Source organism: Halopseudomonas xiamenensis, from assembly GCF_014219065.1.
Classification (GTDB): Bacteria; Pseudomonadota; Gammaproteobacteria; order Pseudomonadales; family Pseudomonadaceae; genus Halopseudomonas; species Halopseudomonas xiamenensis.
In genome coordinates, this window is the sequence record NZ_JACLGO010000003.1 from 203,796 (window position 1) to 229,920 (window position 26,125).

The 26,125-nt window shown below is 61.9% G+C and carries 23 protein-coding genes; 11 read left to right on the forward strand and 12 right to left on the reverse strand.

Annotated elements, in window-relative coordinates:
* Positions 1-129: 129 nt before the first annotated feature.
* From H6X51_RS03450 to H6X51_RS03460, 3 genes are all read right to left on the reverse strand, one after another.
* Positions 130-1,095 carry a HupA family protein gene (locus tag H6X51_RS03450; protein ID WP_185266107.1) on the reverse strand — a complete coding sequence of 322 codons (966 nt, stop codon included), beginning with the start codon at positions 1,093-1,095 and terminating at the stop codon, positions 130-132.
* 55 nt (positions 1,096-1,150) lie between these two features.
* Positions 1,151-4,270, reverse strand: coding sequence for a TonB-dependent receptor domain-containing protein (locus H6X51_RS03455; protein WP_185266108.1), 3,120 nt, complete (start codon positions 4,268-4,270; stop codon positions 1,151-1,153).
* 328 nt (positions 4,271-4,598) lie between these two features.
* Positions 4,599-5,504, reverse strand: a complete 906-nt coding sequence (locus H6X51_RS03460) for a DUF4351 domain-containing protein (protein ID WP_185266109.1) — start codon at positions 5,502-5,504, stop codon at positions 4,599-4,601.
* Between the two features lie 163 nt (positions 5,505-5,667).
* On the opposite strand from H6X51_RS03460, the gene H6X51_RS03465 reads away from it, so the two are divergent.
* Genes H6X51_RS03465 through H6X51_RS03480 form a run of 4 tightly spaced genes read left to right on the forward strand, consistent with a single transcriptional unit; the run spans position 5,668 to position 9,552 of the window.
* Positions 5,668-6,681: an ABC transporter substrate-binding protein gene (locus H6X51_RS03465; protein WP_185266110.1), complete on the forward strand. Its 1,014-nt coding sequence runs from the start codon at positions 5,668-5,670 to the stop codon at positions 6,679-6,681.
* Between the two features lie 5 nt (positions 6,682-6,686).
* Positions 6,687-7,481 (forward strand): ABC transporter permease, encoded by a 795-nt coding sequence (locus H6X51_RS03470; RefSeq protein WP_407925938.1) that lies wholly within the window; start codon positions 6,687-6,689, stop codon positions 7,479-7,481.
* The gene (locus H6X51_RS03475) at positions 7,478-8,266 is read left to right on the forward strand and encodes an ABC transporter ATP-binding protein (RefSeq protein WP_185266112.1); all 789 of its coding nucleotides are present in this window, start codon (positions 7,478-7,480) and stop codon (positions 8,264-8,266) included. The genes H6X51_RS03470 and H6X51_RS03475 overlap by 4 nt, the downstream gene beginning before the upstream one ends.
* A complete protein-coding gene (locus H6X51_RS03480) occupies positions 8,263-9,552 on the forward strand; it encodes an NnrS family protein (RefSeq protein WP_185266113.1) in 1,290 nt (429 codons plus the stop codon). The genes H6X51_RS03475 and H6X51_RS03480 overlap by 4 nt, the downstream gene beginning before the upstream one ends.
* A 44-nt stretch (positions 9,553-9,596) precedes the next feature.
* Here H6X51_RS03480 and H6X51_RS03485 read toward each other — a convergent pair whose 3' ends face one another.
* The 3 genes from H6X51_RS03485 to H6X51_RS03495 all read right to left on the reverse strand — a co-directional run bounded on the left by H6X51_RS03485 (position 9,597) and on the right by H6X51_RS03495 (position 12,750).
* On the reverse strand, positions 9,597-10,412 hold the full coding sequence (locus H6X51_RS03485; RefSeq protein ID WP_185266114.1) for a Crp/Fnr family transcriptional regulator: 816 nt from the start codon (positions 10,410-10,412) through the stop codon (positions 9,597-9,599).
* An 89-nt stretch (positions 10,413-10,501) separates the two neighbouring features.
* A complete protein-coding gene (gene cysB, locus H6X51_RS03490; RefSeq protein ID WP_185266115.1) occupies positions 10,502-11,476 on the reverse strand; it encodes an HTH-type transcriptional regulator CysB in 975 nt (324 codons plus the stop codon).
* A gap of 323 nt (positions 11,477-11,799) precedes the next feature.
* Positions 11,800-12,750: a putative 2-dehydropantoate 2-reductase gene (locus tag H6X51_RS03495; protein ID WP_185266116.1), complete on the reverse strand. Its 951-nt coding sequence runs from the start codon at positions 12,748-12,750 to the stop codon at positions 11,800-11,802.
* A gap of 224 nt (positions 12,751-12,974) precedes the next feature.
* Here H6X51_RS03495 and H6X51_RS03500 point away from each other — a divergent pair, with 224 nt between their 5' ends.
* Complete coding sequence (locus tag H6X51_RS03500; protein ID WP_185266117.1) at positions 12,975-14,054, forward strand: 3-deoxy-7-phosphoheptulonate synthase; 1,080 nt, start codon at positions 12,975-12,977, stop codon at positions 14,052-14,054.
* A 45-nt stretch (positions 14,055-14,099) separates the two neighbouring features.
* Here H6X51_RS03500 and H6X51_RS03505 read toward each other — a convergent pair whose 3' ends face one another.
* Both H6X51_RS03505 and H6X51_RS03510 read right to left on the reverse strand, forming a co-directional pair.
* Positions 14,100-14,372: a GNAT family N-acetyltransferase gene (locus H6X51_RS03505; RefSeq protein ID WP_185266118.1), complete on the reverse strand. Its 273-nt coding sequence runs from the start codon at positions 14,370-14,372 to the stop codon at positions 14,100-14,102.
* An 82-nt stretch (positions 14,373-14,454) separates the two neighbouring features.
* Positions 14,455-15,855, reverse strand: a complete 1,401-nt coding sequence (locus H6X51_RS03510; RefSeq protein ID WP_185266119.1) for a GntP family permease — start codon at positions 15,853-15,855, stop codon at positions 14,455-14,457.
* 207 nt (positions 15,856-16,062) lie between these two features.
* On the opposite strand from H6X51_RS03510, the gene H6X51_RS03515 reads away from it, so the two are divergent.
* On the forward strand, positions 16,063-16,320 hold the full coding sequence (locus H6X51_RS03515) for an Lpp/OprI family alanine-zipper lipoprotein (protein ID WP_185266120.1): 258 nt from the start codon (positions 16,063-16,065) through the stop codon (positions 16,318-16,320).
* Between the two features lie 54 nt (positions 16,321-16,374).
* On the opposite strand, the gene H6X51_RS03520 is transcribed toward H6X51_RS03515, so the two are convergent.
* The 3 genes from H6X51_RS03520 to H6X51_RS03530 are packed head-to-tail and all read right to left on the reverse strand — an operon-like array spanning position 16,375 to position 18,301.
* Positions 16,375-17,307 (reverse strand): L,D-transpeptidase family protein, encoded by a 933-nt coding sequence (locus H6X51_RS03520; protein WP_185266121.1) that lies wholly within the window; start codon positions 17,305-17,307, stop codon positions 16,375-16,377.
* 4 nt (positions 17,308-17,311) lie between these two features.
* Positions 17,312-17,641, reverse strand: coding sequence for a hypothetical protein (locus H6X51_RS03525; RefSeq protein ID WP_185266122.1), 330 nt, complete (start codon positions 17,639-17,641; stop codon positions 17,312-17,314).
* A 42-nt stretch (positions 17,642-17,683) separates the two neighbouring features.
* Complete coding sequence (locus H6X51_RS03530) at positions 17,684-18,301, reverse strand: arylesterase (protein ID WP_185266123.1); 618 nt, start codon at positions 18,299-18,301, stop codon at positions 17,684-17,686.
* A 14-nt stretch (positions 18,302-18,315) separates the two neighbouring features.
* Here H6X51_RS03530 and H6X51_RS03535 point away from each other — a divergent pair, with 14 nt between their 5' ends.
* Genes H6X51_RS03535 through greB form a run of 3 tightly spaced genes read left to right on the forward strand, consistent with a single transcriptional unit; the run spans position 18,316 to position 21,991 of the window.
* Complete coding sequence (locus H6X51_RS03535; RefSeq protein ID WP_185266124.1) at positions 18,316-18,996, forward strand: ABC transporter ATP-binding protein; 681 nt, start codon at positions 18,316-18,318, stop codon at positions 18,994-18,996.
* Positions 18,993-21,494 (forward strand): ABC transporter permease, encoded by a 2,502-nt coding sequence (locus H6X51_RS03540; protein ID WP_185266125.1) that lies wholly within the window; start codon positions 18,993-18,995, stop codon positions 21,492-21,494. The genes H6X51_RS03535 and H6X51_RS03540 overlap by 4 nt, the downstream gene beginning before the upstream one ends.
* A gap of 2 nt (positions 21,495-21,496) precedes the next feature.
* The gene (gene greB, locus H6X51_RS03545) at positions 21,497-21,991 is read left to right on the forward strand and encodes a transcription elongation factor GreB (protein WP_185266126.1); all 495 of its coding nucleotides are present in this window, start codon (positions 21,497-21,499) and stop codon (positions 21,989-21,991) included.
* A 279-nt stretch (positions 21,992-22,270) separates the two neighbouring features.
* Here greB and H6X51_RS03550 read toward each other — a convergent pair whose 3' ends face one another.
* Complete coding sequence (locus H6X51_RS03550; protein WP_185266127.1) at positions 22,271-23,230, reverse strand: glutathione S-transferase family protein; 960 nt, start codon at positions 23,228-23,230, stop codon at positions 22,271-22,273.
* 129 nt (positions 23,231-23,359) lie between these two features.
* Between H6X51_RS03550 and H6X51_RS03555 the strand changes: the two genes are divergently transcribed.
* Complete coding sequence (locus H6X51_RS03555) at positions 23,360-25,066, forward strand: DEAD/DEAH box helicase (RefSeq protein WP_185266128.1); 1,707 nt, start codon at positions 23,360-23,362, stop codon at positions 25,064-25,066.
* A gap of 15 nt (positions 25,067-25,081) precedes the next feature.
* The gene (locus H6X51_RS03560; protein ID WP_185266129.1) at positions 25,082-25,870 is read left to right on the forward strand and encodes a TatD family hydrolase; all 789 of its coding nucleotides are present in this window, start codon (positions 25,082-25,084) and stop codon (positions 25,868-25,870) included.
* The last annotated feature ends 255 nt before the right edge of the window (positions 25,871-26,125 follow it).

Sequence of the window (26,125 nt, forward strand, 5' to 3'; positions counted from 1 at the left end):
GAGGCCGGCGAACCGGCCTCCATCAGGTACTACAGGTACTCTCCGTACAAGCAATGCCAAGTGGAAACCACCCGGATTGCCCTGTTTGACGCTCTTCACTGGTGGCCGCCAGTGGAGAGTGGTCAAACCTTAGGGAGCGATTTTACTGCCACCGAAGGCGACATGATCTGCCGCGCTTGCACCGCCGGTATAGATACCGGCCAGGGCATCAGCATTGTTATAGAAGCGACCTTCGATAGTGCTGCCATTATTGAAGGTGCCATCGCTGCCAATGCTGGTACCAGCAAAGTTAATGCTGCTACTACCCCGATCGATGGTGCCGGTAATACCACCTGCACCCGAGGCATAGTTAGCGGTCAGCTCGCCAGTATAGAAGCTCTGGTTACCCGGCAGGCCACCAGGCAGAACATTACCCACGGCGTCTGTACCCGTCTGATTGATACCGATCACACCGTAAACCGCATTGACCAGTGTTGGCATGCTGTTATTCGCAACAGGGTTATCGCCCACATACCAGACAGTGCGACCAGTATCGGTCATATTGAGGTTGGTGCTGTTGGCTGGCGGAGTACCCACAGCGCGAGGTGCCCACTCGCCGAAGTACACACCATTGCCCACGGCCAGCGGAACGACAGGGCTGGCCGGAGTGCCCGAACTATTGGCCGCTACCTGCCCGATCACCAGGCCACCGAACTGCGGCGCGATGGACAGGGTGGTGATCTGACGAATGCTGTTGACGGCGAAGTTGGCATAAGTGCTACCCGCGCCATTCACCGACCCGGTATCTTTCCACACTTGGGCGACGTTGATCGGCAAGGCAGGCATGCCCATATCGGAAGGCGTCATGATCGCGCCATTGCCATGGTCGGCAATGGCGTTATTCGAGCCATTGATCGGGCCACCTGCCAGGTCGATACGGGTGCTCGCCCCATTCAGCGCCACACCGGAGTTACCGCCACCGAACAGGATGTGGTTCGACGCCCCCACAGCCACGCCCGCACTATTCGAGGTTCCCCCCAGAGGGACAGCCAGTGCAGCACCACTACCTATCAGCGCCATGATGGCCAGAGCCAATGTTGATTTTTTCATTTTCATATCCTCTTGATTGAGTTTAAAAACGGCTGGTTTTTTACAAAAAACCAGCAAAAAACTAGAAATTAATTTTTAGTCCTGCTGTAAGAGTGCGTCCCGGTCCCGGCAACAGGGTCTTGGCCATCGGGTCCAGATAATATTCATCGGTCAGGTTGGTCACGCCCAGGTTCAAGGCCACCTGCTTATTCACCTCGAAATTGGCATACAGGTCATGCAGTAGAACCGAGCGCCAGTAGAAGCCATCCTGATTACCGTCTCTGAACCACATATCCCGACTGGTCAAGCTGTTGCCAGCAGAGAGTTCCGAGGCCAGCAGGCTATCCAGTTGGCTGTTTTCCGCACCCGCGTGGTATACGCTGCGCCAGCCCAATTCCAGCCGCTCATTGAACAGACGAGTGCCCAGCAATAGATCGATGGAGTATTTGGGTTGCAGGCTGTTGCCGCTGTAAGTACCGGGAAAACCGCCGGTCATGCAGCTGGGAATTCTGTTGTAATACGGGTCAAGGCTCGATGCGTAATCCTTGTCACAGAGTTTCTGGTTCAGCCGGTAGGTGCCCCCCAGGCTGCCAAACATACGCCCCGTATCGAAACGTGACTGTAACTCCACTCCACTGGTTTTTTTCTTGTCGAACTGAATGCTGTCGTAGAATGAACCCCGGTCGATAAAATTCTTGATCTCGGTGTTGTAGTAACTCAGGCGCACATCGGCAAATCCCAGACTCGGGAAGAACTGGGTCAGGTCATGGGCATAACCCACCTCCCAGTTGTTACTGCGTTCCGGCTTGCTGGCACCCGCCGCCAGGGTTCCCACCGTGCCGGCACCGTCGAGGATGGCACTGGAGGTCAGCTCGTTGATACTGGGAAAGCGAGTGGTTTGTGCATAACGGGCAAAGACGGTACCAAAAGGGGTAATGCGGGCGGTGGCGCTAAGCACCGGACTAAAGGCATCACCGGACTGCTCTTCTGGAGCCTCCCATCCTTGGCTGGCATCCAGCGTTTCATAAATATCCGTGCCATATAAAGAATTTGTTGGGTAAATTACGGGCACACTGATCTCTGTCGCATTACCACTTTGATCCAAAGCGTTTTCTACGACTTCATATAGCTTCGAAGTGTCAACGTCACCATTGGCGAATGGGTTTTGCGAAGAGTCCGGCTTGCCATCCTTATAGGGAATAAATGCTGTTTTCTTCCAGAATACGTATCTATAGCCATTAACGTTTGCTCCGACAACCTCTCCGTGTTCCTCATAGAACTGCCATATTGTTCCATTTTGTATTGCTTCTTGACGGGCCATGTTTTCTTCAGGAGTCAGCAACTCTCCCCATTCCAGCTCCACACCGGTTTTGCGCCGTGTTGCCTTATAAAACTCACTCTGCTGGCGGCGAAGCCTGGCCGTGCCGGTATCCTTACCGGTGTAATGCAGATAGCGGGTGCCTGCCGTTACAGTGAGCCAATCGGTGGCCTGCCAGGCCAGGTTCATCATGGCCGAGTATTCCTTGCGTTCACCCGAACGCGGGCCGAAACGGTCGGTCCCGGTATTCAGATAAACGCCATCCGGCAGCATGCTGTTGGTGTTTCTATTACTCTGCTGTACCCGCTCATCCAGTTTCTCCTGCTGGTAACTGCCGCCAAGGGTCAGTTGCAGGTTGCTGGCCAGGATCATCTGGTTGCTGAAATCAAAGCCAGTGCGGTCATGAGTGGTCCATTGCCGGCCAAGGGGAACAATGGTGCCGTCGTGGTCTGGCTCAGGCCAGATCCCAGTACAGGTACCTTCCCACGGCCCAGTACAGAAACTATCCCAAAGTCCCAATTCATCCCTTTTGGCATCATCAAGATCGAGGCCCCAGGGTGACGCACCCGTTTGATAGCGGGTGCCCTTCGCCTTGGTCTGCCACAGACTGGTTTCCAGATCCAGCCATCTGGAGTCCATGGGCTTTATGTCGTAACTCAGCTTGTAACTGTCGAGCCTCAGTTCCGAGCGCGGATCTTCATAGACGAAGTTGCGAATGTTCGCCCAGTCAAGATCCGGCTGGGCTTGCTCCGCGCCCTCTCGATAGGCATACATCAGCATCGAGCGACCGGGCGTGGTTTCACCGAAGGTCGTATCGGTACGCATGAATTGCAGACCCAGCCTTTGTTCGTTGGGCAGGTACCAATTGTTCTTGATCAGGGTGGTTTCGGTTTCACTGGAGGTATTGAACACCTCGCTGCCCGCAGCGTATACCTTGGTCAGGTTAGGGAGGTAGACGTCAGTGCTACTGGTATCCCATACATCGTGTCCCTGATATCTGCCGGCATTGTTTTTCCCGGCATAGTAGTTCCCCGAAGTACGCTCGCTGCGCGACAGCAGGATATCGACGAACTCATTGCGCCCGGCAATGGCCAGCATTTCCGAGTGGTCCTCGAAGTTGAGTGCCTGACTATCGCTTCTGGTACGTGCAGGTGGCGTATCGATCGTTATGCCATCCGTGTTAGCCCGCGCTGCACCGGGTATGCTGCGATAGTCCTGACCATACACCGAGGCGGCATCGAACCGGGGCTTGCTGGTATTGCCCGAGGTTTTCAGGTTAGCTTCGATACCCCAGCTATCGCCTTCGGGGATGATGTCGCCGGCTTCGATGGTGCGGATGTTCACCGCCCCGCCCACGCCGCTCTTGATACCCCGGCTCAGCGACGGGCCTTTCTCCACTTCGATGCTGCGGAACAGCGCCGGGTCGACATAGCTGCGGTTGCCCGCCCCCACGAAATGTAGCCAGACGTTGGTCGATTGCTCGGTACCATCGATGGTCAGCGGCGTGCGCCCCTCGCCGGTAATGCCGCGGATATTCGGGGTGATGGCCTGGCTGCTGCGCGTGTCCATGCTGTAGACGCCGTTCATGCCCTTGAACACGTCGCCGGGATTGGTGACCTGGAAGCGCTGCAGTTCCTCGCGGCCCTGGTAAACGCTGGTGACGTTTTCCTGGTAGACGTTCAGATGCCCCACTTCGTCCTGGGTCAGCCGCTGGCCGCGAACGTTGATCGGCGGCAGCGTCAGCGCCTCGTCCTGCCGTGCGGCCTCCTCCGTTGATACCTTATCCGTGTTATTCGTATTTTCCTGGCCGTGTACCAGCGTCGCTGGTCCCGCCAGACATAGCGCCGATATGATGAGCGCCAGTTTTTTCTGCTTGAATGGCATTACCGCTTCCCTCCCCCTGTCCCTGGAAACGCCCTGCCAGAGGCTTCCGAGGACTGTCAATGACTATAAACAAAGCCCACCACAAATGCGAATCATTATTATTAGCAGGAAGAGATCAGAAACCCTCTTGATAAATGTCAAGAGAGCAGGAAAAAATTGGCGGGGATTTATGGGGTATGGCGGCTCTTACGAGAAGTTGCCGACGGGCTCCGCTTACCGGAACGCTCGATATTCTGGAGAAAGGGAGAACTGCATTTCAAGCGATGGGCCGGCCCGCGATGGCGCCGGCCGAGGTGAAACCCGACCGGGCCGCGATCAGCCTTCCAGTTCAGTGCAGGGTAAAAACGTCTTCCAGGGTTCGGGCTTCGAGGATGTTGTCGGCCCAGCGTTCCAGCTCGGCGGCCGTTGCCTTTTGCAGGCGAGCTTCGGTAGGTTCGTCCAGCGGGCCGAAGCGGCGGGTCAACAGGCGATACAGCAGGCTGCGTTCGCCTTTTTCTATGCCTTGCGCAATTCCCTGCTCTTTCCCCTCGCTCAACCAACGCTCTCGCAATCCACTCATCTTGTTTGTCTCCTGCGGGTAACGCTCTTGATATTCACGCATTTCATTATCATCCAGGGCGGTGTAGATGTCGATGAAGTCCAGATATTTGACCTGTTTGTCCAGATCCGGCTCCATTTCCTGTAATCCACGTACAGCACTGGCGTAGATGTCGATCTTCTGTTCCGGCAGCCAGTGCATATTGGGCAGGTTAAGGCGGGCTACCAGGTTGCTGCTCCGTAGCCAATCTCCTGCTTCCAGCCTGGCCAGGTCACAGCCCAGGTACCGGAAGGATAGGTAGGTGTGGCGGTCACCACCCAGTTTCAATTGCGTGGGAATCCGCTTGCCGGGTCGCAGAAAAATCACCACCGGTACTACCCGGTCGGTTTTCATTAGCTCGGTCAGGTCCAGGCAGTAGCGGGCAAGTCTGCGGATGGAAAAGCGCGTGGGATCGGTTTCTTCTTCGATGACGAACAGCAGTGTCTCCCGACGTCCGTCGGGCCACTCTACCAGTAGCGGTACATCGAGTTCGCGAAAATGGTCGCCGAGACGCTCCTTGAGTTGTTCCTGGCGGATCGGGGTAATCCGCACCTGTTGATCCAGACCAACTGCTTCCTGCTCGGCGAAGAACTCCAGCGCCTGCCGGGGATAGTCCAGGATCAGGTTCTTGAAATTCTGATCGTGGCTGTGGGCCATATCGCTTCCTTGATGGCGGTATGTGGCAACAGGATTACAGAGGGGGCTGGGACATGGACAGGAGCAATGCGACAGACTGTGATGAGCTTGGCAAGCTGGCTTTTGCTTTTACGCCTTGATATTTGTCATGTCGTTTCGACGACGAAGAAAATATACTCGGCGTATGCGAATCATTATCAAGCCCATCCTGAACTGCACCCTGGGTGCCCTATTCACCGCTCTGCTGTCATTGCCGGTAGCCGCTGAGTCATTGCTCCGTGACAAGCTGGTGCTGGCCGGACCGCCGACGACGGTGTCCTATCCTCTTCTGCATATGCTGGAAAGCGGCGCCCTCGACGCGGTGGCCGGGCAGGTACAGTTTCGCCTGTGGAGCAACCCCGATCAGTTGCGTGCGCTGACCCTGGAGGGTGGGGCCGATTTCACCGCGATGCCGACCAATGTGGCGGCCAACTTGTATAACCGCAAGGTGCCGCTGCGGCTGAGCAACGTCTCAGTGTGGGGCATGTTGTGGCTGGTGTCGCGCAATCCCGAATTGAAGACGCTGGCGGACTTCAAGGGCGAGGAAATCGCCGTGCCCTTCCGGGCCGATATGCCGGATATCGTCTTCACCTTCCTCGCCGAACGGGCCGGGCTGGACCCACGCAGGGACTTTACCCTGCGCTATATGGCGACGCCGATGGATGCCATGCAGTTGCTGGTGATGCGCCGGTTGGATCATGCCCTGCTGGCCGAGCCGGCGGTGTCCATGGCGCTGCGCAAGACCCGCTCGTTCCCGGTGTCGGTGGTGGCGCCTGAGCTGTATCGCAGCGTCGATCTGCAGGCGGAATGGGGTCGCCTGCTGCAGACCGAGGCACGCATTCCCCAGGCCGGCATGGTGGTGCTGGGCGAGGCGCGACAGGATGAGCGACTGGTACAACAGCTGGAAGCTGCCTACGCCGCCTCGCACCAGTGGTGCCTGGCTCAAGCAGTGGAGTGTGGCGAACTGGCGGCACGGCATATCGACATACTGACCGCCGAAGCCGCCACCGACTCGATCAACAGCCTGCCCCGGCATTACGCCAGTGCCGCCGAGGCCCGCCCGGAGCTGGAGCGCTTTCTGCAATTGCTGCTGGAGCGCCAACCGGCCAGTGTCGGCGGTAAACTCCCGGATGCGGCCTTCTACGGATTGCAGCCATGAGTCCATTGCGGTCACTGCACAATGCGCTGGGGGCCACCCTCGCCTATCTGTGGAGCGGCTGGGGCGCAGTGGCCAGCATCCTGTTGTTCTGTGCCCTGTGGGAACTGGGTGGGCGGGTCTATGGTGATCTGGTGTTGCCTGGCCCGGTGGCGACCCTGCAGCAACTGTCGGGCATGTTCGACAGTGGCCAGGCGTTGCCGGAGCTGATCATTTCCGCCCGCCGGGCGCTGTACGGGCTGGGGCTGGCGCTGGGCATAGGTACCCTGCTGGGCCTGCTGGCCGGCCGCTCGATGACCGCAGCGATGATGTCCCGCCCACTGGTGACCCTGCTGCTGGGCATGCCACCGATCGCCTGGCTGGTGCTGGCCATGCTGTGGTTCGGCATGGGCGATGCCACACCGGTATTCACCGTGTTCATCGCCTGCTTCCCGATTGCCTTTGCCGGGGCCATGCAGGGCGGTCGCACACTGGACAACAAGCTCAAGGATGTGGCCCTGGCCTACCGCCTGCCCTGGCGCATGCTGTTGACCGACCTCTACCTGCCGCATATCACCTCCTATCTGTTTCCGGCCTGGATCACCGCGCTGGGCACCTCCTGGAAGGTCGTGGTGATGGCCGAACTGCTGACTACCGTGGACGGGGTCGGCGCGGCGCTGGCGGTCTCCCGCGCGCAACTGGACACCGCCTCGTCGCTGGGCTGGATCGTTGCGGTACTGGGGCTGCTGCTGGCCTTCGAGTACCTGCTGCTGGAGCCGATCAAGCGGCGGGTGGAACGCTGGCGTACGGAGCCCGGACCATGAGTGAATTGCATATCCGCCATCTGTATCACCGCTACGGCGTGACCGAGGTACTGGCTGATGTCGGGCTGGACCTGTACGCCGGGGAAACCCTGGCGCTGGTCGGTCCCTCGGGCTGCGGCAAGAGTACCCTGCTGCATATCATCGCCGGGCTGCTGACGCCGTCGGAGGTGGTCATGCAGTCGACCTTTCGTGGCCTTGCCTGTGTTTTCCAGGAGCCGCGGCTGATGCCATGGAAAACCACGGCAGACAATATCGCTCTCGGGCTCAAGGCACTGGGCGTACCCAAGACCGCCCGGCAACGCCAGGCGGCGGCTCTGGCCCAGCGCATGGGCCTGGCGCCCGAGGATCTGGCCAAGTACCCGCATGAGCTGTCCGGCGGCATGCAGAGCCGGGTATCGCTGGCCCGGGCGCTGGCGATCAAGCCCGACCTGCTATTGCTGGATGAGCCCTTCTCCGCGCTGGATATCGGTCTCAAGGCCGAACTCTATCGACAGCTGGAGGAGCAAGTACAGCAACAGGGCACCGCGGTGCTGATGATCACCCATGACCTGATGGAGGCGGTACGCCTGGCCGACCGTATATTGATGATGGTGCCGGACCCTGGTCGCATGGTCTACGAGTTCACCCTGCAGCAACCGCAGGCCGAGCGCAGCAGTACCTGGGTCTACCAGACCACCGCTGAACTGATGCAGGTGCGGGAGGTACGGATCGGTTTCGGGCTGGACGAAGGCGAACTACCGGTCCAGATCAGCCACCATGAGCAACATTCGGGGTGCAGTGTATGAGCAGCATACCCGGCGGATTGAAGGGCGCATTGCGCGGCGACTGGCCGGTGTTCATGTGCGGCTTCCGGCCTTTCTTTATTCTCACTGGCGCCAGTGCAGTGGTGATGGTCCTCGCCTGGCTGCTGATGCTGCGCGGGCTGGTACCCGCTGGCATGCCCGGCGGCAGCCTGCTATGGCACGGCCATGAGCTACTGTTCGGCTTCGTTACCGCGGCCATTGCCGGGTTTGTGCTGACCGCCGTGCCGGAGTTTACCCGCACCCCGATTCCGTCGCGCCGAGCGCTAGTGCAGATGACCCTGCTGTGGCTGGCAGCCCGACTGGCCTACCTGCTGGCCGGTGCCTGGCCTGCGCTGATCGGGCTCTGGCCAGCGGCGCTGCTGAATCTGGCGCTATGGGTGTTGCTGCTGCGGGAGGTGTTGCCCCGGGTGTGGAATGCACCGGAGCGTCGGCATGTCAGCTTTGCCTGGGCCATCGCCGCACTGGCGTTGCTGCAACTGGGCTTCTTTGTCGCCGCAGGTGCCGGCGGTAATCCCTTGGCCTGGCTGTACCTGAGTGTGGGCATGGTGATGGTGCTGATCATCATCGCCACCAGCCGGGTATCCATGAGTGTGGTCAATGGGCTGGTTGAACACGGTCATCCGGATCGACAGCAGACTGAAGAGGTCGGCTACCTGGCCCGCCCGCCCCGACGCAACCTGGCGATTGTCACCATCCTGATCTGCAGCATGACCGAGTTCATCTTCGGGCATGACGTCATCACCGGCTGGACGGCCCTGGCCGCCGCTGCGGCCATGCTCAACCTGCTCAACGACTGGCATATCGGCCGTGCCCTGTTCACCCGCTGGGCGCTGATGCTCTATGCCAGTTACTGGCTGATTGCGCTGGGCTACGCTCTGATGGGTGCTGCCTGGCTCGGTGCGCCACTGCTGCCATCCTCCGGGCGACATCTGCTGATGGCCGGAGCCATGGGCCTGTCGATCTTTGCCATCATGATGGTTGCCGGACGCATTCACGCCGGACTCTGGCTCGATCGCCGCCCCTGGCAGCCGATCACCGCCACCCTGCTGGTGCTGGCTGCCCTGCTGCGGGCGGCCTCCGGCATGCATCTGTTCCTGCCCTGGATGAGCCAATTGCAAGCCATCTCCGGTCTGCTGTGGGCCGGGTGTTTCGCGGCCTACCTGGCAATGAACTGGTCAGCCCTCAGTGGGCCACGCACGGATGGTCAAGAGGGGTGTGCCGAGCCGTTGGCAGCAGGAGAAGAGCATCAGGGTGGGTGTTCGGTGTAGTCCCCCTCGCCCCGAGTGTGGGGCTCCCACACAGGTCCAGGGGCTCAGCGCTTGCCCAGCACCTGGCTGGCGTAGTTGCAGCAGTCGAACAGGCTGCTGCCCAGGCGCTGGGCGGCCGATACCCTTTCGAACTGCGGGTTCGGTGGCGGCAGGCCGACCGACTCGCATAACCCTTTGATATCCAGCAGTACCACCTCGGGATGGTTGTCACCGATCAGGCCACTGCGGCGGAAGGTGCTCATCTGCCGCGACAGGGTTTCCGGGGTGATATTGAGCTGGCGCGCCAGCAGGCTCTGCGCCACTGGCAGCACCAGCCAGGCGCTGCGCTGCTGCATGTACAGGTCCATCAGGTACATCACCAGGCGCTGGGCGGCGTTACCGATGGTCAGCAGGTCGATACGGTTGAGCGACTGGGAGATACGCTCGGCCATACCGCCGAGCATCGCCAGGCTGAAATCCGGATTCTCGCGGCACAGCTGCAGCAGATTATTACGCGGTATGCGATAGACCACGGCGTCCGTCGCCGCCTGGGCCGATAGCGGATATTCCGGCTGGCCGAGGAACATGGCGGTCTCTACCAGCAGGTCGCCCTGCTCCACGGTACGAAACACCTTGTTGTCGCCGGTATAGCTGGGCCGGTACAGGGTCAGCGTGCCGCTCTGGACCAGATAGAAATGCGTTGCCTGCTGGCCCATGTAGAACAGGTGCTGACGGTTGCTCAAGCGCAGAGGGTCGGCATCGGCCAGCAGGCTGCAGAGGATGTCACGGTCAACGCTGGCGAACAGGGAGGAACGCTCGAGCATGCCGATGAGCGCAGAGGTCCGCCCCTCCGGCTCACAACCCGCATCATGAAGACGCATGCTCCTCTCCCTCCGGACTTTATGATAATCGTTCTCAACATTATCACAGCCCACTCGCTCGCATCAAATGGCGATGCGATGGCACCCGCTCAATAGACCGGCAACTCCACCGACTCGAACAGCGCCTCGACTTCCATGCGGTTCTGGCATTGCAGCACTTCCTCGATACGCTCGCGGGTCAGGTGCGGTGCAAAGGTCTCGATGAAGTCGTACATGAACCCGCGCAGGAAAGTTCCCTTGCGAAATCCCAGGTGGGTGACACTGGACTCGAACAGGTGGCCGGCGTCGATGACCACCAGATCATCGTCCAGTTCGGGATCGACAGCCATCTTGGCCACGATACCTACCCCCAGTCCCAGCCGTACGTAGGTCTTGATCACGTCCGCATCGGCGGCGGTGAATACCACCTTCGGCTGCAGCCCATGGTGGCTGAAAGCGTCGTCCAACTTGGAGCGGCCGGTGAAGCCGAACACATAGGTCACCAGCGGCTGCTCGCTGAGCAGTTCCAGGGTCAACGGGCCGGCCTCCAGCAGCGGATGGCCCTTGGGCACGATCACGCAACGGTTCCAGCGGTAACAGGGCATCATGATCAGTTCGTTGAACAGCTCCATGCCCTCGGTGGCGATGGCGAAGTCGGCGGTGCCATCCACCGCCATCTCGCTGATCTGGGTCGGTGTGCCCTGGTGCATGTGCAGGGACACCTCGGGATAGTTCTGGATGAAACGGCGGATCACCGGCGGCAAGGCATAGCGCGCCTGGGTATGGGTGGTGGCCAGGGTCAGTGTGCCCTTGCGCTCATGGCTGAACTCCTGGGCGATCTGCTTGATGTTCTCGCACTTGCGCAGGATCTCGCCGGCGGTCTGGATAATGCGTTCTCCAGCGGGGGTGATGCGCGTCAGATGCTTGCCGCTGCGGGAGAAGACCTCGACACCCAGCTCGTCCTCAAGCAGGCGGATCTGCTTGCTGATGCCCGGCTGGGAAGTGTACAGGCTCTGTGCCGTGGCCGAGACGTTCAGACCATGGTGAGCCACCTCCCAGATATAGCGCAGCTGCTGCAATTTCATCGATGTCATCTCCCCGTTCTAGACAAGCGATACATCATGGACCGTTTATAACCAAATTCATAGGTACAACGGTGAGGTTAGACGAAGAATGATAAAAGCGAAGAGGCAGCAGGGAATTTACGGTGCCGCTGGTCGGTTAGTGAACTGCTGTGCGACCTCAAAGCGTAGCGCAGGCGCGCTACACCCCCTCGGGTTGTCGAGCGCCTCGGGCCGCGATCGGACCGGGTCGCGATCGACTCGACGACAGCAGGGTCTCAGACCGTCCCTGGGTCGAGATGGACCTCGACCCTCCATTGGCCAGAGTAGAGCCCGGCCATCGATACTCAGGCGTCAGCCAGATAACCATCCTGGATGAACTGCAGCATGTTTCGCAGCGCCTCGGTGCGGGGCATGCTGCAGCCGGCAGCGGCGGCCAGTTGCAGCGCTTCGCCGTACAGGTTGTCCAGCTCCATCGGGCGCTTGTGCAGCCAGTCGTGATACATGCTCGGCAGATAGTCGGGCATGCGCTGGGTCCCTACCAGGAGCTTGTCAGCCAGCGACTCGGGCATGCTGTGGCCACAGGCCTCGGCGGCATCGACCACCTCCTGCATCAGGTCACGGATCAACTGGCGGCTCGCCGGATTGGCCAGCAGCGTTTCGGTACCGGCATTGAGAATCACCGACACACCATTGAACGGCGCATTCCATACCAGTTTCTGCCAGCGCGCGCCCTCCAGATTGTCCTGCTCCCGCGCCTTCAGCCCGGCTTCGCGGAACATGGCCGCGCCGTCGGCGATCATCTGCTGCTGTTCCTCGACGCTCGCCGGGCCGGAATGGTAGGCCAGGTCGATCATGCCATTGTCCTGATGCACCACCACGCCCGGCCCCTTGCGGTACAGGCAGACGTAGCACAGGCCACCGATCAGATGCAGGTCCGCCGGCAACTGGTCACGCAGGTGCGCCTCGTTGTTCAGTCCGTTCTGCAGCAGTATCACCCGCGCGCCCGGCGCGGCGGCGCGCGCGATGAGCGGTGCCAGCGAATCATTGCTGGTGGACTTGGCCCCGACCAGTAGCCAGTCGCAGGCCGGCATGGCCTCCACATCGTCATAGGCCTGCACCGGCGCGAGGTTCAGCTCACCATGCACCCGGCTCTCCACGGTAATGCCGTGCTGCTGGACCGCGGCATACTCGCTGCGCAGCAGAAAATGCACATCGTAGCCCGCACGGGCCAGCATCACGCCATAGAAGCCGCCAATGGCGCCAGTGCCGATCACGCCAATACGTGGTTTTGTCATTCGCCTTTCCTCTCTTGTTTGAACGATGCGCAATAAACCGCTCCATGGTAATCGCTGTGCACGACGGGCAACAGTCAACCTGGCGACAAAGCTGCCGATATACCGGCTCAATCCCCCCGATAGCACCTGACAGGGTAGCCGGAGCCGGCATGCATGCTTTAAGCTGTCGCCCATTATTGACAGGCTGGCAGGTTGCCGGCCTTGCAGACTCGCTGGGAAGGAAGATGGCCGATTTACCTATCAATGATCTGAACGTTGCTTCCAACGAAGTGATGATTACCCCTGCCCAACTCAAGGCCAGGATCCCCATGAGCCCGGCAGCGGAGGCTACCGTGGTCGACAGCCGCCAGGTGATTCGCGACATCCTGGATGGCAAGGACCAGCGCCTGTTCATCGTCATAGGCCCCTGCTCCATCCATGATGTGGAAGCGGCCAAGGACTACGCCCAGCGTCTCAAGACCCTGGCTGCCGAAGTGGGCGACACCCTGTACCTGGTGATGCGCGTGTACTTCGAGAAGCCGCGCACCACCGTGGGCTGGAAAGGGCTGATCAACGATCCCTACCTGGATGACACCTTCAAGATCGAGGATGGCCTGCATATCGGTCGCCAACTGCTCTGCGACCTGACCGACATGGGCCTGCCCACCGCCACCGAGGCGCTGGACCCGATCTCGCCGCAGTACCTGCAGGACCTGATTTCCTGGTCGGCGATCGGTGCGCGCACCACCGAGTCCCAGACCCACCGGGAACTGGCTTCGGGGCTGTCCTCGGCGGTCGGCTTCAAGAACGGCACCGACGGCAACCTCGGCGTGGCGATCAACGCGCTGCAGTCCACCGCCAGTCCGCACCGCTTCATGGGCATCAATGCCGAAGGTCAGGTGTCCATCGTCACCACCCGCGGCAACCAGTACGGCCATGTGGTGCTGCGCGGCGGTAACGGCAAGCCGAACTATGATTCAGTCAGCGTCGCCCTGTGCGAGAAGGAACTGGAGAAGGCCGGCGTCAAACCGAACATCATGATCGACTGCAGCCACGCCAACTCCAACAAGGACCCGGCCCTGCAACCACTGGTCATGGACAACGTCGCCAACCAGATCGTCGAGGGCAACAGCTCGATCGTCGGCCTGATGGTCGAAAGCCATATCGGCTGGGGCAACCAGGCAATCAACAAGGACCTGACGCAACTGGAGTACGGCGTATCCATCACCGATGCCTGCATCGACTGGGACACCACGGTCCAGGCCGTGCGCAGCATGCATGCCAAGCTCAAGGATGTATTGCCGGCGCGCAAGCGCGGCCAGTGATTCCAGAGTATTGAAAACCCCGCTGCGGCGGGGTTTTTCATATCTTCAGCCAGGCTCCTGCTGACGCTGCATATAGCGCTCGACATAAGAGCATGAGGCAATCACCGTATAGCCCTGCTGCTGCGCGTAACACAGTGCCTCCGCCGCCAGCCGGGCCGCCAGCCCATGCCCACGCAGGGCGTCGGGCACGAAGGTACGATAGATATCCATGGTCTGCTTGCCGAGGTCCATGTAGCTGAGACAGGCCCGGCCACCATCACCATCGATATAGAACATATTGTTTGCAGGGTCGTGCCGAACCGCAACATCAGACATCATTGCTGCCTCCCATCCAGGGGTTGCTGGAACATCAATTGACCTGCGGCCAGGGCAGAAGATTCCGCTCCTGGCCATTCCTTCATCATGCCGGTGGCGTGACACCCACGCCCAGCGCCATCAACAGGGCGACGGACAACAGGCAGGCCGCTACCGGTACCGCCACGGTCACCATGAACATGTCCTTGTATGCCTCGCGGTGAGTCAGGCCCATGATCATGAAAGTGGCGATGACCGCGCCACAGTGCGGCAGCGAGTCCAGGCCACCGGAGGCGATCGCCGCGATACGGTGCAGGATCTCCGGCTGTATACCCATCTCCAGGTAGCTCGGTGCCAGGGTCTGCATGAATATCTGCAGTCCGCCCGAGGACGAGCCGACAATCGCCGACAGCGTACTGATCGAGGCGAATACCGACAGCAGCGGCGGCATGTTCACCCCCAGTATCCACTGGGCAAACTCGCCGAAGCCGGCGGTCTGGGTAACCACCCCACCGAAACCGATCACCGCGGCGGTATTGAGCAACGGCATGACCGAGTCCTCGGCGCCCTGACCGAACACCTGGCCGATCTTGCGCCGCGCATTGGCGAACAGCGCGGCGCAGGCCAGCGAGCCGACGATCAGCGCAATACTCGGCCAGACGATCGGCTGGCTGGCACTGAAGCGCAGTATCTGGGCCAACAGCCCTTCGGTTTCCGACCAGTCGGCCAGCCCCAGGATGAGACGCGGCAACATGATCACCGCCAGCACCAGTATCAACGGAATCAGCGCCAGGCCCCACGGCGGCGCCTCGTTCGGGTCACCGATCAATTGTTCCATGCGCAGGTCCTGGGCATTCTCGACAAAACCCTCACCCCGGGCCCGGGCCACACGCCATTCCCGCTCCACATACCACATGCCGAGCACGGCCATGATCGCGGCGGCGAACAGACCGATCCAGCCACCAGCAAACAGGTCGGTACCCAGGGCGCTGGCAGAAATCACGTTATGAATCGAGGGCGAGCCAGGCAAAGCGGTCATGGTGAAGGTACCAGCGCCAATCGCGGTAGCCGCACACCAGATGCGCTTCGGCAGGTTGGCTTCGCGCATCAGCGTGATACCCAGCGGATACATGGTGAACACCACCACGAACACCACCACCCCGCCGTAGGTCAGTAGCGCGCAGACCACCATCCCGACCAGCAGCGTATGCCGGGTCCCCAGCCCCCGGGTAATGGCAACGGCGATGCTCTTGGCTGCCTGGCTGGTGGCCATGGCCTTACCGAAGATCGCACCACAGAGAAACAACAGGAAGAACTTACCGGCGAAGGTGAAAGCCCCCAGCGGACCAAATGGATAATGCTCGAGCAGCGCCGCCGGCAGCAGAATGCCGTTGGGAATCGCCACCACCAACGCGCAGACGACCGACGCCAGAAAGATATTCACACCCCTGAGCGCAAACCAGATCAGCAGCGCGAGCCCCGCGAACAACCCCAGGTATCCCAACATGTGATGCAATCCTTTTATATTTATGATTTTGCACCAACTACATTAGCTCAGCCCCGGCCGGGAACAAACCTGCCCGGCCATCAGTCATTGAGCTGAATGTCGACAAACGCACAGGGGTTATGACGCTAGTCAATCGCCATCCGTCTGAAAACTGCTAGGATTCATATGTCGGCAAAACGACACTATCGTCAACAAAGGGGTATCAAGATGAATACTGCACTGAAACTTTCGGCATTGTCTCTGGCAGCGCTGCTGGCAGTGGGCTGCAGCAGCAACCAGTACCAGGAAGAAACCACTTCCCGCCTGTCTGCCAACGAAAATGCCGCGGCCCGTGCGCAATCCACCGCTGACGAGGCCAACCGCAAGGCCGAGGAAGCCCTGGCTGCCGCACAGCGTGCCCAGCAAACGGCTGACGAAGCCAACGAGCGTGCCCTGCGTATGCTCGAAAGAGCCAGTCGCAAGTAAGCCAGCGTCAACTGTGAAGGCGTCCAGCTACGGCCCGGACGCCTTCACAGTCTCTCAGAACGTACCGAACTCGTTGTACGGCGTGCCGATCACCCCGGCGACACCCTCTTCGGCAAACACCATGTCCCGTATCTTCTGCCAGTCCAGCCGGTAGCCGGCGACCAGCTCGCTGCGCGCCTGCAACAACGCCTGGATCGCCGCCAGCTTGTCCAGCGACGAAGGGAAGCCATGCTCGTCGAGCGGCGTGTGCACTTCCAGATACAGCTCGCCGTCCAGCACGCCCAGCTTGTAGGGCTGGTTGACAATGGTCACCGGCGTGCCCACCGGCACCTGGGGGAACAACTCGGTGACATCCCGGTTGTTCATGCGGAAGCAACCGTGGCTGACCCGCATGCCGATGCCGAACGACTTGTTGGTGCCATGGATCACATAACCACTCATGGCCAGGTTCATCTTGAACGGCCCCATGGGGTTGTCCGGGCCCGGCGGCACCACGGCCGGCAAGGGATCACCCGCCGCGGCATGTTCCTCGCGGATCGACTGTGGCGGGTACCAGGACGGATTGGCCTCCTTGCGCGCCACCCGGGTCTCGCCGATCGGCGACGACCAGCCCTCGCGCCCGATGCCCACCGGCCAGGTGCTGACCCGGTTGCCATCCTGCGGATAGTAGTAGAGACGGTATTCCGGCAGGTTGATCACGATACCGTTGCGCGGGGCATCGGGCAGGATGTGCTGCCCGGGCAGGCGGATGCTGGTGCCGGCGCCGGGCAACCAGGGGTCCACCCCGGGGTTGGCCGCCTGCATTTCCAGGAAACCGAAGCCGTAGGTATCGGCCAGGTCGGCGAAGGTATCCTCATACACCGCCGTCACGCTGGACAGCGAGCCGATCACCTGCTGCCCCGGCTCGAGCGGATAGTCGGCCGCCAGCGCCGTGGCCGTCAGCCACAGCGCCAGTGCGCCACCTGCCACCCTGCCTAGCAACCTCATGCCCTCACCCTCCGACCGCTGCATACAGATCAAACTGTTGAACCATGGGCGCCACCACCGTTCCCCGCCGTGCCGCCGGACGCCGGCCGGCCTCGCGCAATGTCTGCGCCATATCCATGCACTGCGGGCACAGATTCTTCAGCAACTTGCGCTGCACCTCCCGGTATACCGGCTTCGATGGCAACAGATCACCACACAACGAGCGCTCCAGCGGCGCATCCAGACGCAGATTGATATCCACCAGATGCACATGCCATGGATCTCCCACGAACAGGTCTTGCTGCTCGTCCTGCTCAACTACACACCAACGTCTGGCCATCCAGGACACTGTCACCAACCTGCTCCTTACACTGAATCAATGCCGCTCTCAATGCCATCAGCGTGACTCGAGCCACTGGCTGATGGCCGGCCAGGCATTATCCAGCAAAACCGCCTGGGCTGCAGCGGTAGGATGCACCCCATCGTCCTGCATCTTGCCTTCGACCCCGCCCACGCCCTCCAGCAGGAAGGGAATCAGCGCCACCTCATGCTCCTCGGCCACCGAAGTGAAAGCCTGTTCGAAGGCATCCGAGTAGCGCGGACCATAATTCGGCGGAATCCGCATACCCAGCAGGATCACATCGGCATCGGCCTCCCGGGCCAGCCGAACCATGCTGGAAAGATTCTGTTGCATATTGGCTACCGGCAATGCCCGCAGCCCATCGTTGCCACCCAGTTCGATCACCACCAGTTCCGGCTCGACCTCCGCCAGCAGCGCGGGCAGCCTGGCCAGGCCGCCTGCGGTGGTGTCGCCACTGACCGAGGCGTTGACCACCCTGTAGGGCTGGTTTTCCTCCGCCAGACGCTGCTCCAGCAGCCTTACCCAGCCCTGCTCGATTTCCAGACCGAAGGCGGCGCTGATACTATCGCCGACCAGCAGAATGTTCTGTGCCAGTGCCGGCCATGCCAGCACCCAACAGAACACCCCGGCAGCGCATTTTTTCCAGACATTCATCAAGGCCGATACCCATGTCAGACAGCGTTATCATCGCCCGTCACCTTAGCAAAGTCGTCGATGCCCCGGAAGCGAAGCTGACCATTCTCGATGATGTCAGCTTGAGCATCGCCCGCGGCGGCAGCGTAGCCATCGTCGGCGCTTCCGGCTCGGGCAAGTCCACGCTGCTCAGCCTGCTCGCCGGGCTGGATCTGCCGAGCAGTGGCGAAGTCATTCTGGCCGGGCAATCACTCGCCACCCTGGACGAGGACCAGCGTGCCGCGTTGCGCGCTGAGCAGGTGGGCTTCGTGTTCCAGTCCTTCCAGTTGCTGGACAGCCTCAACGCCCTGGAGAACGTCATGCTACCGCTGGAGCTGGAGGGTCGTCGCGACGCCGCGGAGCGCTCGCGGCAGTTGCTCGAACGGGTCGGCCTGGGCCATCGCCTGAGCCACTACCCGCGACAGTTGTCCGGCGGCGAGCAGCAACGGGTGGCAATCGCCCGGGCCTTCGCCAGCGAACCGGCTATCCTGTTCGCCGACGAGCCCACCGGCAACCTCGACGCGGTGACCGGCGCCCATATCACCGACCTGCTGTTCGAACTCAACCGCGAACAGGGCACCACCCTGGTCATGGTCACCCATGACGCACGCCTGGCCGAACGTTGCGCCGCTGCACTGCATCTGGAAGCCGGCCGCCTCAAGGAAGACCAGCCATGATCGGACGCGACCTGCCCCTGGCTTCGCGCCTGCTGCTGCGCGAGTGGCGCGCCGGCGAGCTGCGGGTAATGCTGTTGGCACTGCTGATAGCGGTACTGGTCAGCACCGCCATCAGCTTCTTTACCGACCGTCTGCAGCGCGGCATGGCGACCCGCGCCGCCGAGTTCCTGGGTGCCGACATGCGCATCTCGTCGCGGGAACCACTGCCGCAGGAGTTCCTCCAGGAAGCTATCAACAATAGCCTTCAACATACTGATATGGTTGATTTTTCCAGCGTCACTTCAAGTGACATGGAGATGCAGCTGTCCAGCATCAAGGCCGTGGGTCCCGACTATCCGCTGCGCGGCGAGGTGCGTATCGCCCAGCAGGCCTTCGGCGCCGAACAGGTTGCCACCGACATTCCCGATGCCGGCAGCGTCTGGATTGAGCCACGCCTGCTCAATGTGCTGGGGCTGGAGGTCGGCGATACGCTGGAAATCGGCTATGCACAGCTGCGCATCAGCGCGCTGCTGACCCATGAACCGGATCGCGCCGGCGACTTCTACAGCCTTACTCCCAGGGTACTGATGAACCTCGCCGACCTGCCCGCCACCCGCGTCGTGCAACCGGGCAGCCGGGTCCGCTATCGCCTGCTGGTCAGTGGCAGCGAAGCAGATCTGCAACGCTACCGCCAATGGCTGGAACCACGCCTGGAAAGCCACCAGCGGCTGACCTCGGTCGCCGATGACAACCGCCAGATTGGCAGCGCGCTGCAGCGCGCCAACCAGTTCCTGGGCCTGGCCAGCATTGCTGCGGTAGTGTTGGCCGGCGTTGCCGTGGCACTCTCGGCCAGCCGCTTCGCCAGCCGCCACTACGACACCAGCGCGCTGCTGCGCTGTCTCGGCGCCAGCCGCCAACGTACCCTGCGTCTGTTCCTGCTACAGCTGCTGGGGCTCGGCATCATTGCCACCCTGCTCGGCCTGTTCGCCGGCTGGCTGATGCAATGGGGGCTGATCCACCTGCTGCGCGACTTGCTGCCGCCGGACCTGCCCGCCGCCGGCCCCAAACCGCTGCTGGTGGGTTCGGCCACGGGCCTGGTCGGTCTGCTTGGCTTCGGCCTGCCGCCGCTGCTGCGCCTGGGCCGGGTCTCACCGCTGCGGGTATTGCGCCGCGAGCTGACTCCGCTGCCTGGTAGCGCCTGGCTGATCTACGGCCTGGCCCTGTCCGGCCTGAGCCTGCTGATGTGGCAATTCACCGGCAACCTGCCGATGACCCTGGCGGTGATCTTCGGTGGCGCCCTTGCCGCACTGCTGCTCGGTTCACTGGCCTGGCTGCTGTTGCGCGCCAGTGGCAATCGCCTGCGCAATGCCGGGCTGGCCTGGCGCCTGGGTAGCGGCCAACTGCTCAAGCAACCTGCCGCGGCCGCCGGACAGATACTGGCCTTCGGGCTGATCCTGATGTCGATGGTGGTGATCTTCATCCTGCGCACCGAACTGCTCGACGCCTGGCAGGCGCAGTTGCCGGAAGACGCACCCAACCACTTCGCCCTGAACATCCTGCCCGCCGAGGAGCCGGCATTTCGCCAGGCCCTGGATGATATCGGCGCCCGCAGCGCACCGCTGTATCCGGTCACCCCGGGCCGGCTGACCGCGATCAATGGCGAGCCGGTACGTGAGCACGTCACCAAGGACAGCCCTGGGGAACGCGCCATCAACCGCGACCTGAGTCTGACCTGGGCCAGCGAACTGGCACCCGACAACCTGCTGCGTGAAGGCCTATGGTGGGAGCAACTACCGCCCAGCGACGAGCACCGGGTATCGGTCGAGGCGGAGCTGGCCGACAGTCTCGGCGTGGGGCTCGGTGACCAGCTCAGCTTCGTCATCGGCGGTGCCACAGTGGAGGCCGAAGTCAGCAGCATCCGCGAGGTCAACTGGGACAACTTCACCCCCAACTTCTACATGGTGTTCTCTCCCGGCGCACTGGAAGGCCAGCCCAGCACCCTGCTGACCAGCTTCCACCTGCCCGCCGACCAGCGCGACGGCCTGCGTGAACTGACCAGAGCCTTCCCGGCAATGACGCTGCTGGAAGTCGAAGCCATACTGCAGCAACTGCGCGACATCCTCGACCAGGTCACCCTGGCCGTGGAGTATGTGCTGATATTCGTATTGCTGGCCGGCTTTACCGTATTGTTCGCCTCACTGCAGGCCACCCTGGACACCCGCCTGTACGAAGGCGCGTTGCTGCGTACCCTGGGCGCCCGTCGGCAACTGCTGCGCCAGGCCAACCGGCTGGAATTCAGCCTGCTCGGAGCGCTGGCCGGCCTGCTGGCGATCGTTGCCGCCGAACTGGTGACCTGGTTGCTGTATCGCTTTGCCCTGGACCTGGCCTGGCAACCGCACTTTTCGCTGTGGCTGCTGGTACCGCTGGCCGGCGCCCTGCTGATTGGCTTCGCTGGCGCCCTCGGCACCCGCGCCGTGGTCAACCAGAGCCCCATGAAACTGATCAACCGGGGAGCCTGAGCATGAGCCGCTACCGCCCTCCACGTTCCGCTGGCACACCACTGATCACCGCCGAAGGCGCCCAGCGCCTGCGTGACGAGTTGCATCAGCTATGGAATGTACAACGCCCGGAAGTCACCCGCGCGGTCAGCGAAGCCGCTGCCCAGGGCGACCGTTCGGAAAATGCCGAATACACCTACGGCAAGAAGATGCTGCGCCAGATCGACAGCCGCGTACGCTTTCTGCGCAAGCGGCTGGAAAACCTGAAGGTCATCGACCAGCCACCCAGCGACCCACAGAAGATCTTCTTCAGTGCCCGGGTCGAACTGGAGGATGAAGACGGCCAGCCACTGAAGGTCCGCATCGTCGGCCCGGATGAGATCGACCCCAAGCAGCAGCACATCAGCATCGACAGCCCCCTGGCCCGCGCATTGCTCGGCAAGCGGGTGGATGACGAGGTGGTGGTGCAGGCGCCGGTGGGTGAGCGGGTGTATTGGGTGGTGGATATACAGTATTGAGGCTGCCCCTGCGCGCCCCCTCTCCCCAGCCCTCTCCCACCAGGGGAGAGGGAGTTAGTTTGTGCGTTCTGGTTGTTTTGGGTATGTCTGATGTAATCTCATTGCAGAATGACTGAGCTGTTTCGATCAGCACCGTTCTGCTCCCTCTCCCCTGGTGGGGCGAAAGCGGAATAAGCGAAGCATTGCTTCGCCCGCTTGAGCGCCCTGAGCTCTGCGAAGGGCCGGGGCGCGGAGCGGGGCTTGGGAGAGGGGGAAAACAGCCTACCCGCAGGCACAACCTCAAAGCCCCAACCACTCCGCCGGTCGTACCCCGCGCCCATGCGGCAACATCAGATCCGGCCCCTCGCCCAGGGGCACAATCCGCGTCGGATTGATGGTCTCGTGGCTGTAGTAGTAATGCTGCTTGATATGGTGAAAGTCGACCGTCCCCGCCACACCGGGCCACTGATACAACTCGCGCAGAAAGCCGGACAGATTCGGATAATCCTGAATGCGTCGGATATTGCACTTGAAGTGGCCATGGTACACCGGGTCGAAACGCACCAGCGTGGTGAACAGCCGCCAGTCCGCCTCGGTGATGCGATCGCCGGCCAGATAGCGGCGCTCCGCGAGCAGGCCGTCCAGCCAATCCAGTGCGCTGAACAGCGTTGCACATTCCTTTGCATACACCTCCTGCGCGGTGGCGAAACCGGCCTTGTACACGCCGTTGTTCACCTCGTTGTAGACCCGCTCGTTCAACCGGTCGATCTCCCCACGCAACGCCTCGGGATAATAGTCGTCGGTATTGCCGGTCAGCTCGTTGAATGCACTGTTGAAGATGCGCACGATCTCCGCCGACTCGTTGTTGACGATGGTCTGCTCCTGCTTGTCCCACAATACCGGCACCGTCACCCGCCCGCTGTAGTCCGGCTTGGCCAGGGTGTAGAGCTGATAGTGGAATTCGAAGCCATACAACGGCTCGACCGGATCGTAGACCCAGCCCTTGTCGAGCATGTGCGGATGCACCACGGTCACATCGATGTGCGGTTCCAGCCCCTTGAGCTTACGCAGGATCAGCGTGCGGTGGGCCCAGGGGCAGGCCAGCGACACGTACAGATGGTAGCGGCCACTGTCCGGGGTGAAGCGCCCACCCGGCTCGATCCGGTTGCGATAACCGGCATCCTCACGCACGAAGGCACCACCGGTGGAGCCCGTGTCATACCACTCGTCGTGCCATATCCCCTTTACCAGGCGACCCATAACCTTCCTCCTGCATCGTTGATCGGGAGTGCGGCGAGCACTGCGCCACGGCATGAAAATCCTTGCGGCAATTTGTGCCGAATACGCGTATACTACGCGATCTTCAATCCCCCAAGGTTTACTTCCCGTATGTCCGATACCGCTCCGGCGGCACCGCAGTTTGCCGATCTCGGCTTGCCTGCACCGCTTCTTGAGGCTCTGAACAGCCTCGGCTATGAAACACCCTCTCCTATCCAGGCCGAGGCTATTCCGACCCTGTTGGCCGGTGATGATCTGCTGGGACTGGCCCAGACCGGCACCGGCAAGACCGCCGCTTTCGCGCTGCCGCTGCTGGCGAGCATCGATGTGAGCGTGCGCGCCACCCAGGCACTGATCCTGACCCCTACCCGGGAATTGGCACTGCAGGTCGCCGAAGCGCTGCAGCGCTATGCCCAGTTCCTGCCCGGCTTTTCCGTGCTGGCGCTGTACGGCGGCTCCCCTTTTGCTCCTCAGTTCAAGGCGCTGGAGCGCGGCGCGCATGTCGTCGTGGCCACCCCCGGCCGACTGACCGACCACATGCGCCGGGGCAGCATCAAGTTCGACAACATGCGTTTCCTGGTGCTCGACGAAGCCGATGAGATGCTCAAGATGGGCTTTGCCGACGACCTCGACGCGGTATTCGAAAAGGTCCCGGAGCAAACCCAGAAGGCACTGTTCTCCGCCACCATGCCCGCCGGCGTACGTACCGTGGCGCGCAAGCACATGCGCGAGCCAAAGGAAATCCGCCTGCACAGTGGCAAGAGTAGCAGCCTGGACACCATTACCCAGAAAGTCTGGGAAGTGGCCAACCACCACAAGCTGGATGCCATGACCCGCCTGCTCGAAGTCGAGCCGGTCGAGGCGATGATCGTCTTCGTACGCACCAAGACCGCCAGCCTGGAACTGTCCGAGCGCCTGGAAGCCCGTGGCTTCGCCGCCGCGGCGCTGAACGGCGACCTCAGCCAGCAATTGCGCGAGCAGGTGGTCGACCGCCTCAAGCGCGGCCTGCTGGACATCGTGGTCGCCACCGACGTCGCCGCCCGTGGTCTGGATGTTGAGCGTATTTCCCACGTGCTCAACTACGACCTTCCGCATGACAGCGAGTCCTATGTGCACCGCATCGGTCGTACCGGCCGCGCCGGTCGCTCCGGCACCGCGATCCTGTTCGTCACCCCGCGTGAGCGGCGCATGCTGCACGTGCTGGAAAAGGCCACCGGCCAGAAGATCGAACAGCAGGCCCTGCCCAGCGCCGACGCAGTCCGCAGTGGTCGCCTGAGCAAACTGGCTACCCGCCTGCAGAACGCCGCCGAAAGCACTGGCTCGCTGCATCACCAACTGGTCGACGACCTGCTGCAACTGACCAGCATGGACCCGCTGGAGCTGGCCGCCAGCCTGCTGGCCATCCTGCCCGGCGCGAAAACCCTGGTCGAACCCGTTGCCGACCTGCCCGTCGCCCCACCGCGCCGTGAAGCGGCCGATGACCGCGACAGCGGCCTGGTGCGCTACAAGGTGCAGGGCGGTCGCTCCAACAACCTGATGCCCAAGCCGCTGGTGGATGCACTGGTCAAGCACGGCGGCCTGCGTCGCCAGCAGATCGGTCACATCAAGATGTTCACCGAGCATACCGGGGTCTATCTGCCGCAGCTGGATCAGTCGGTGCTCAGCAAGCTGGCCGGGATCGAGGTCAATGGAGTCGCCCTGCAGATCCGCGAATGGCCGCTGCCGCCCGGTGAAACCGAGCGTCCCCGCAGCCCCCGCCCGCCGCGCAAGGACTTTGCCGGCAAACCCCGCTCAGCCAAGCCGCCACGGCGCAGCTGAGCGAGGCACCTCCTCATGGAATGGGTCGATATCGGCGTCAACCTGCTTGACGCCGCCTTTGACAAGGACCGTGAAGCCGTTCTCGAACGAGCCTGGGCGGCCGGTATCAGCCAGATGATACTGACCGCCACCGGCCTCGATGAGTGCACCGCCATCCAGGCGCAGTGCGCGACAGACCCGCAACGACTGTTCTGCACCGCTGGCGTCCACCCGCATGGCGCGCGCCACTGGAACAGCGAGTCCGCCAACGACCTGCGCCTGCTGGCCCAGGCCGATTGCGTACGCGCCATCGGTGAATGCGGCCTGGACTTCAACCGCGACTTTTCCCCCCGCCCCCAACAGCTCAAGGCGCTCGAACAGCAGCTGGAGCTGGCGGTGGAGCTGGGCTACCCGGTATTCCTGCACGAGCGCGAAGCCAGCGACACTCTGGTCGGCATCCTGCGCGATTTCCGCGATCGACTGCCAGCCGCCGTGGTGCACTGCTTCACCGCCGACCGCCAGGCACTGTATGGCTACCTGGATCTGGACCTGCACATCGGCATTACTGGCTGGATCTGTGATGAACGACGCGGCACCCACCTGCAACCGCTGGTCAGGGATATTCCCGCCGGACGCCTGATGCTGGAAACCGACGCCCCCTGGCTGCTGCCCCGCACCCTGTCACCAAAGCCGAAGAACCGCCGCAACGAACCGGCCTGGCTGCCGGAAGTGGCGAGCATGGTGGCGGCCTGTCGCGGGGAAAGCCTGGAGCTGTTGGCTGAACATACCACGGCGACGGCTCGGGAGTTTTTTCGGTTGGTGTAGGCTGCCTTCCCCCTCTCCCCCGGCCCCTCTCCCGCAAGGGGCGAGGGGTGACTCGCGGCGGTGGTTGCGGAGTGATCCTGGGTTGCCGAGTTTCTGGTCAAGGTCTTGGAATATCAAACCCGAGAATATTGATGTTCCCCGAGGATACTGTCCGGCAGGTATGTTCTCTCAGGATGGTATGGCCAACCAGACGCGAGTCACCCCTCGCCCCTTGCGGGGCGAAAGCGGGAAAAGCGAAGCACTGCTTCGCCCGCT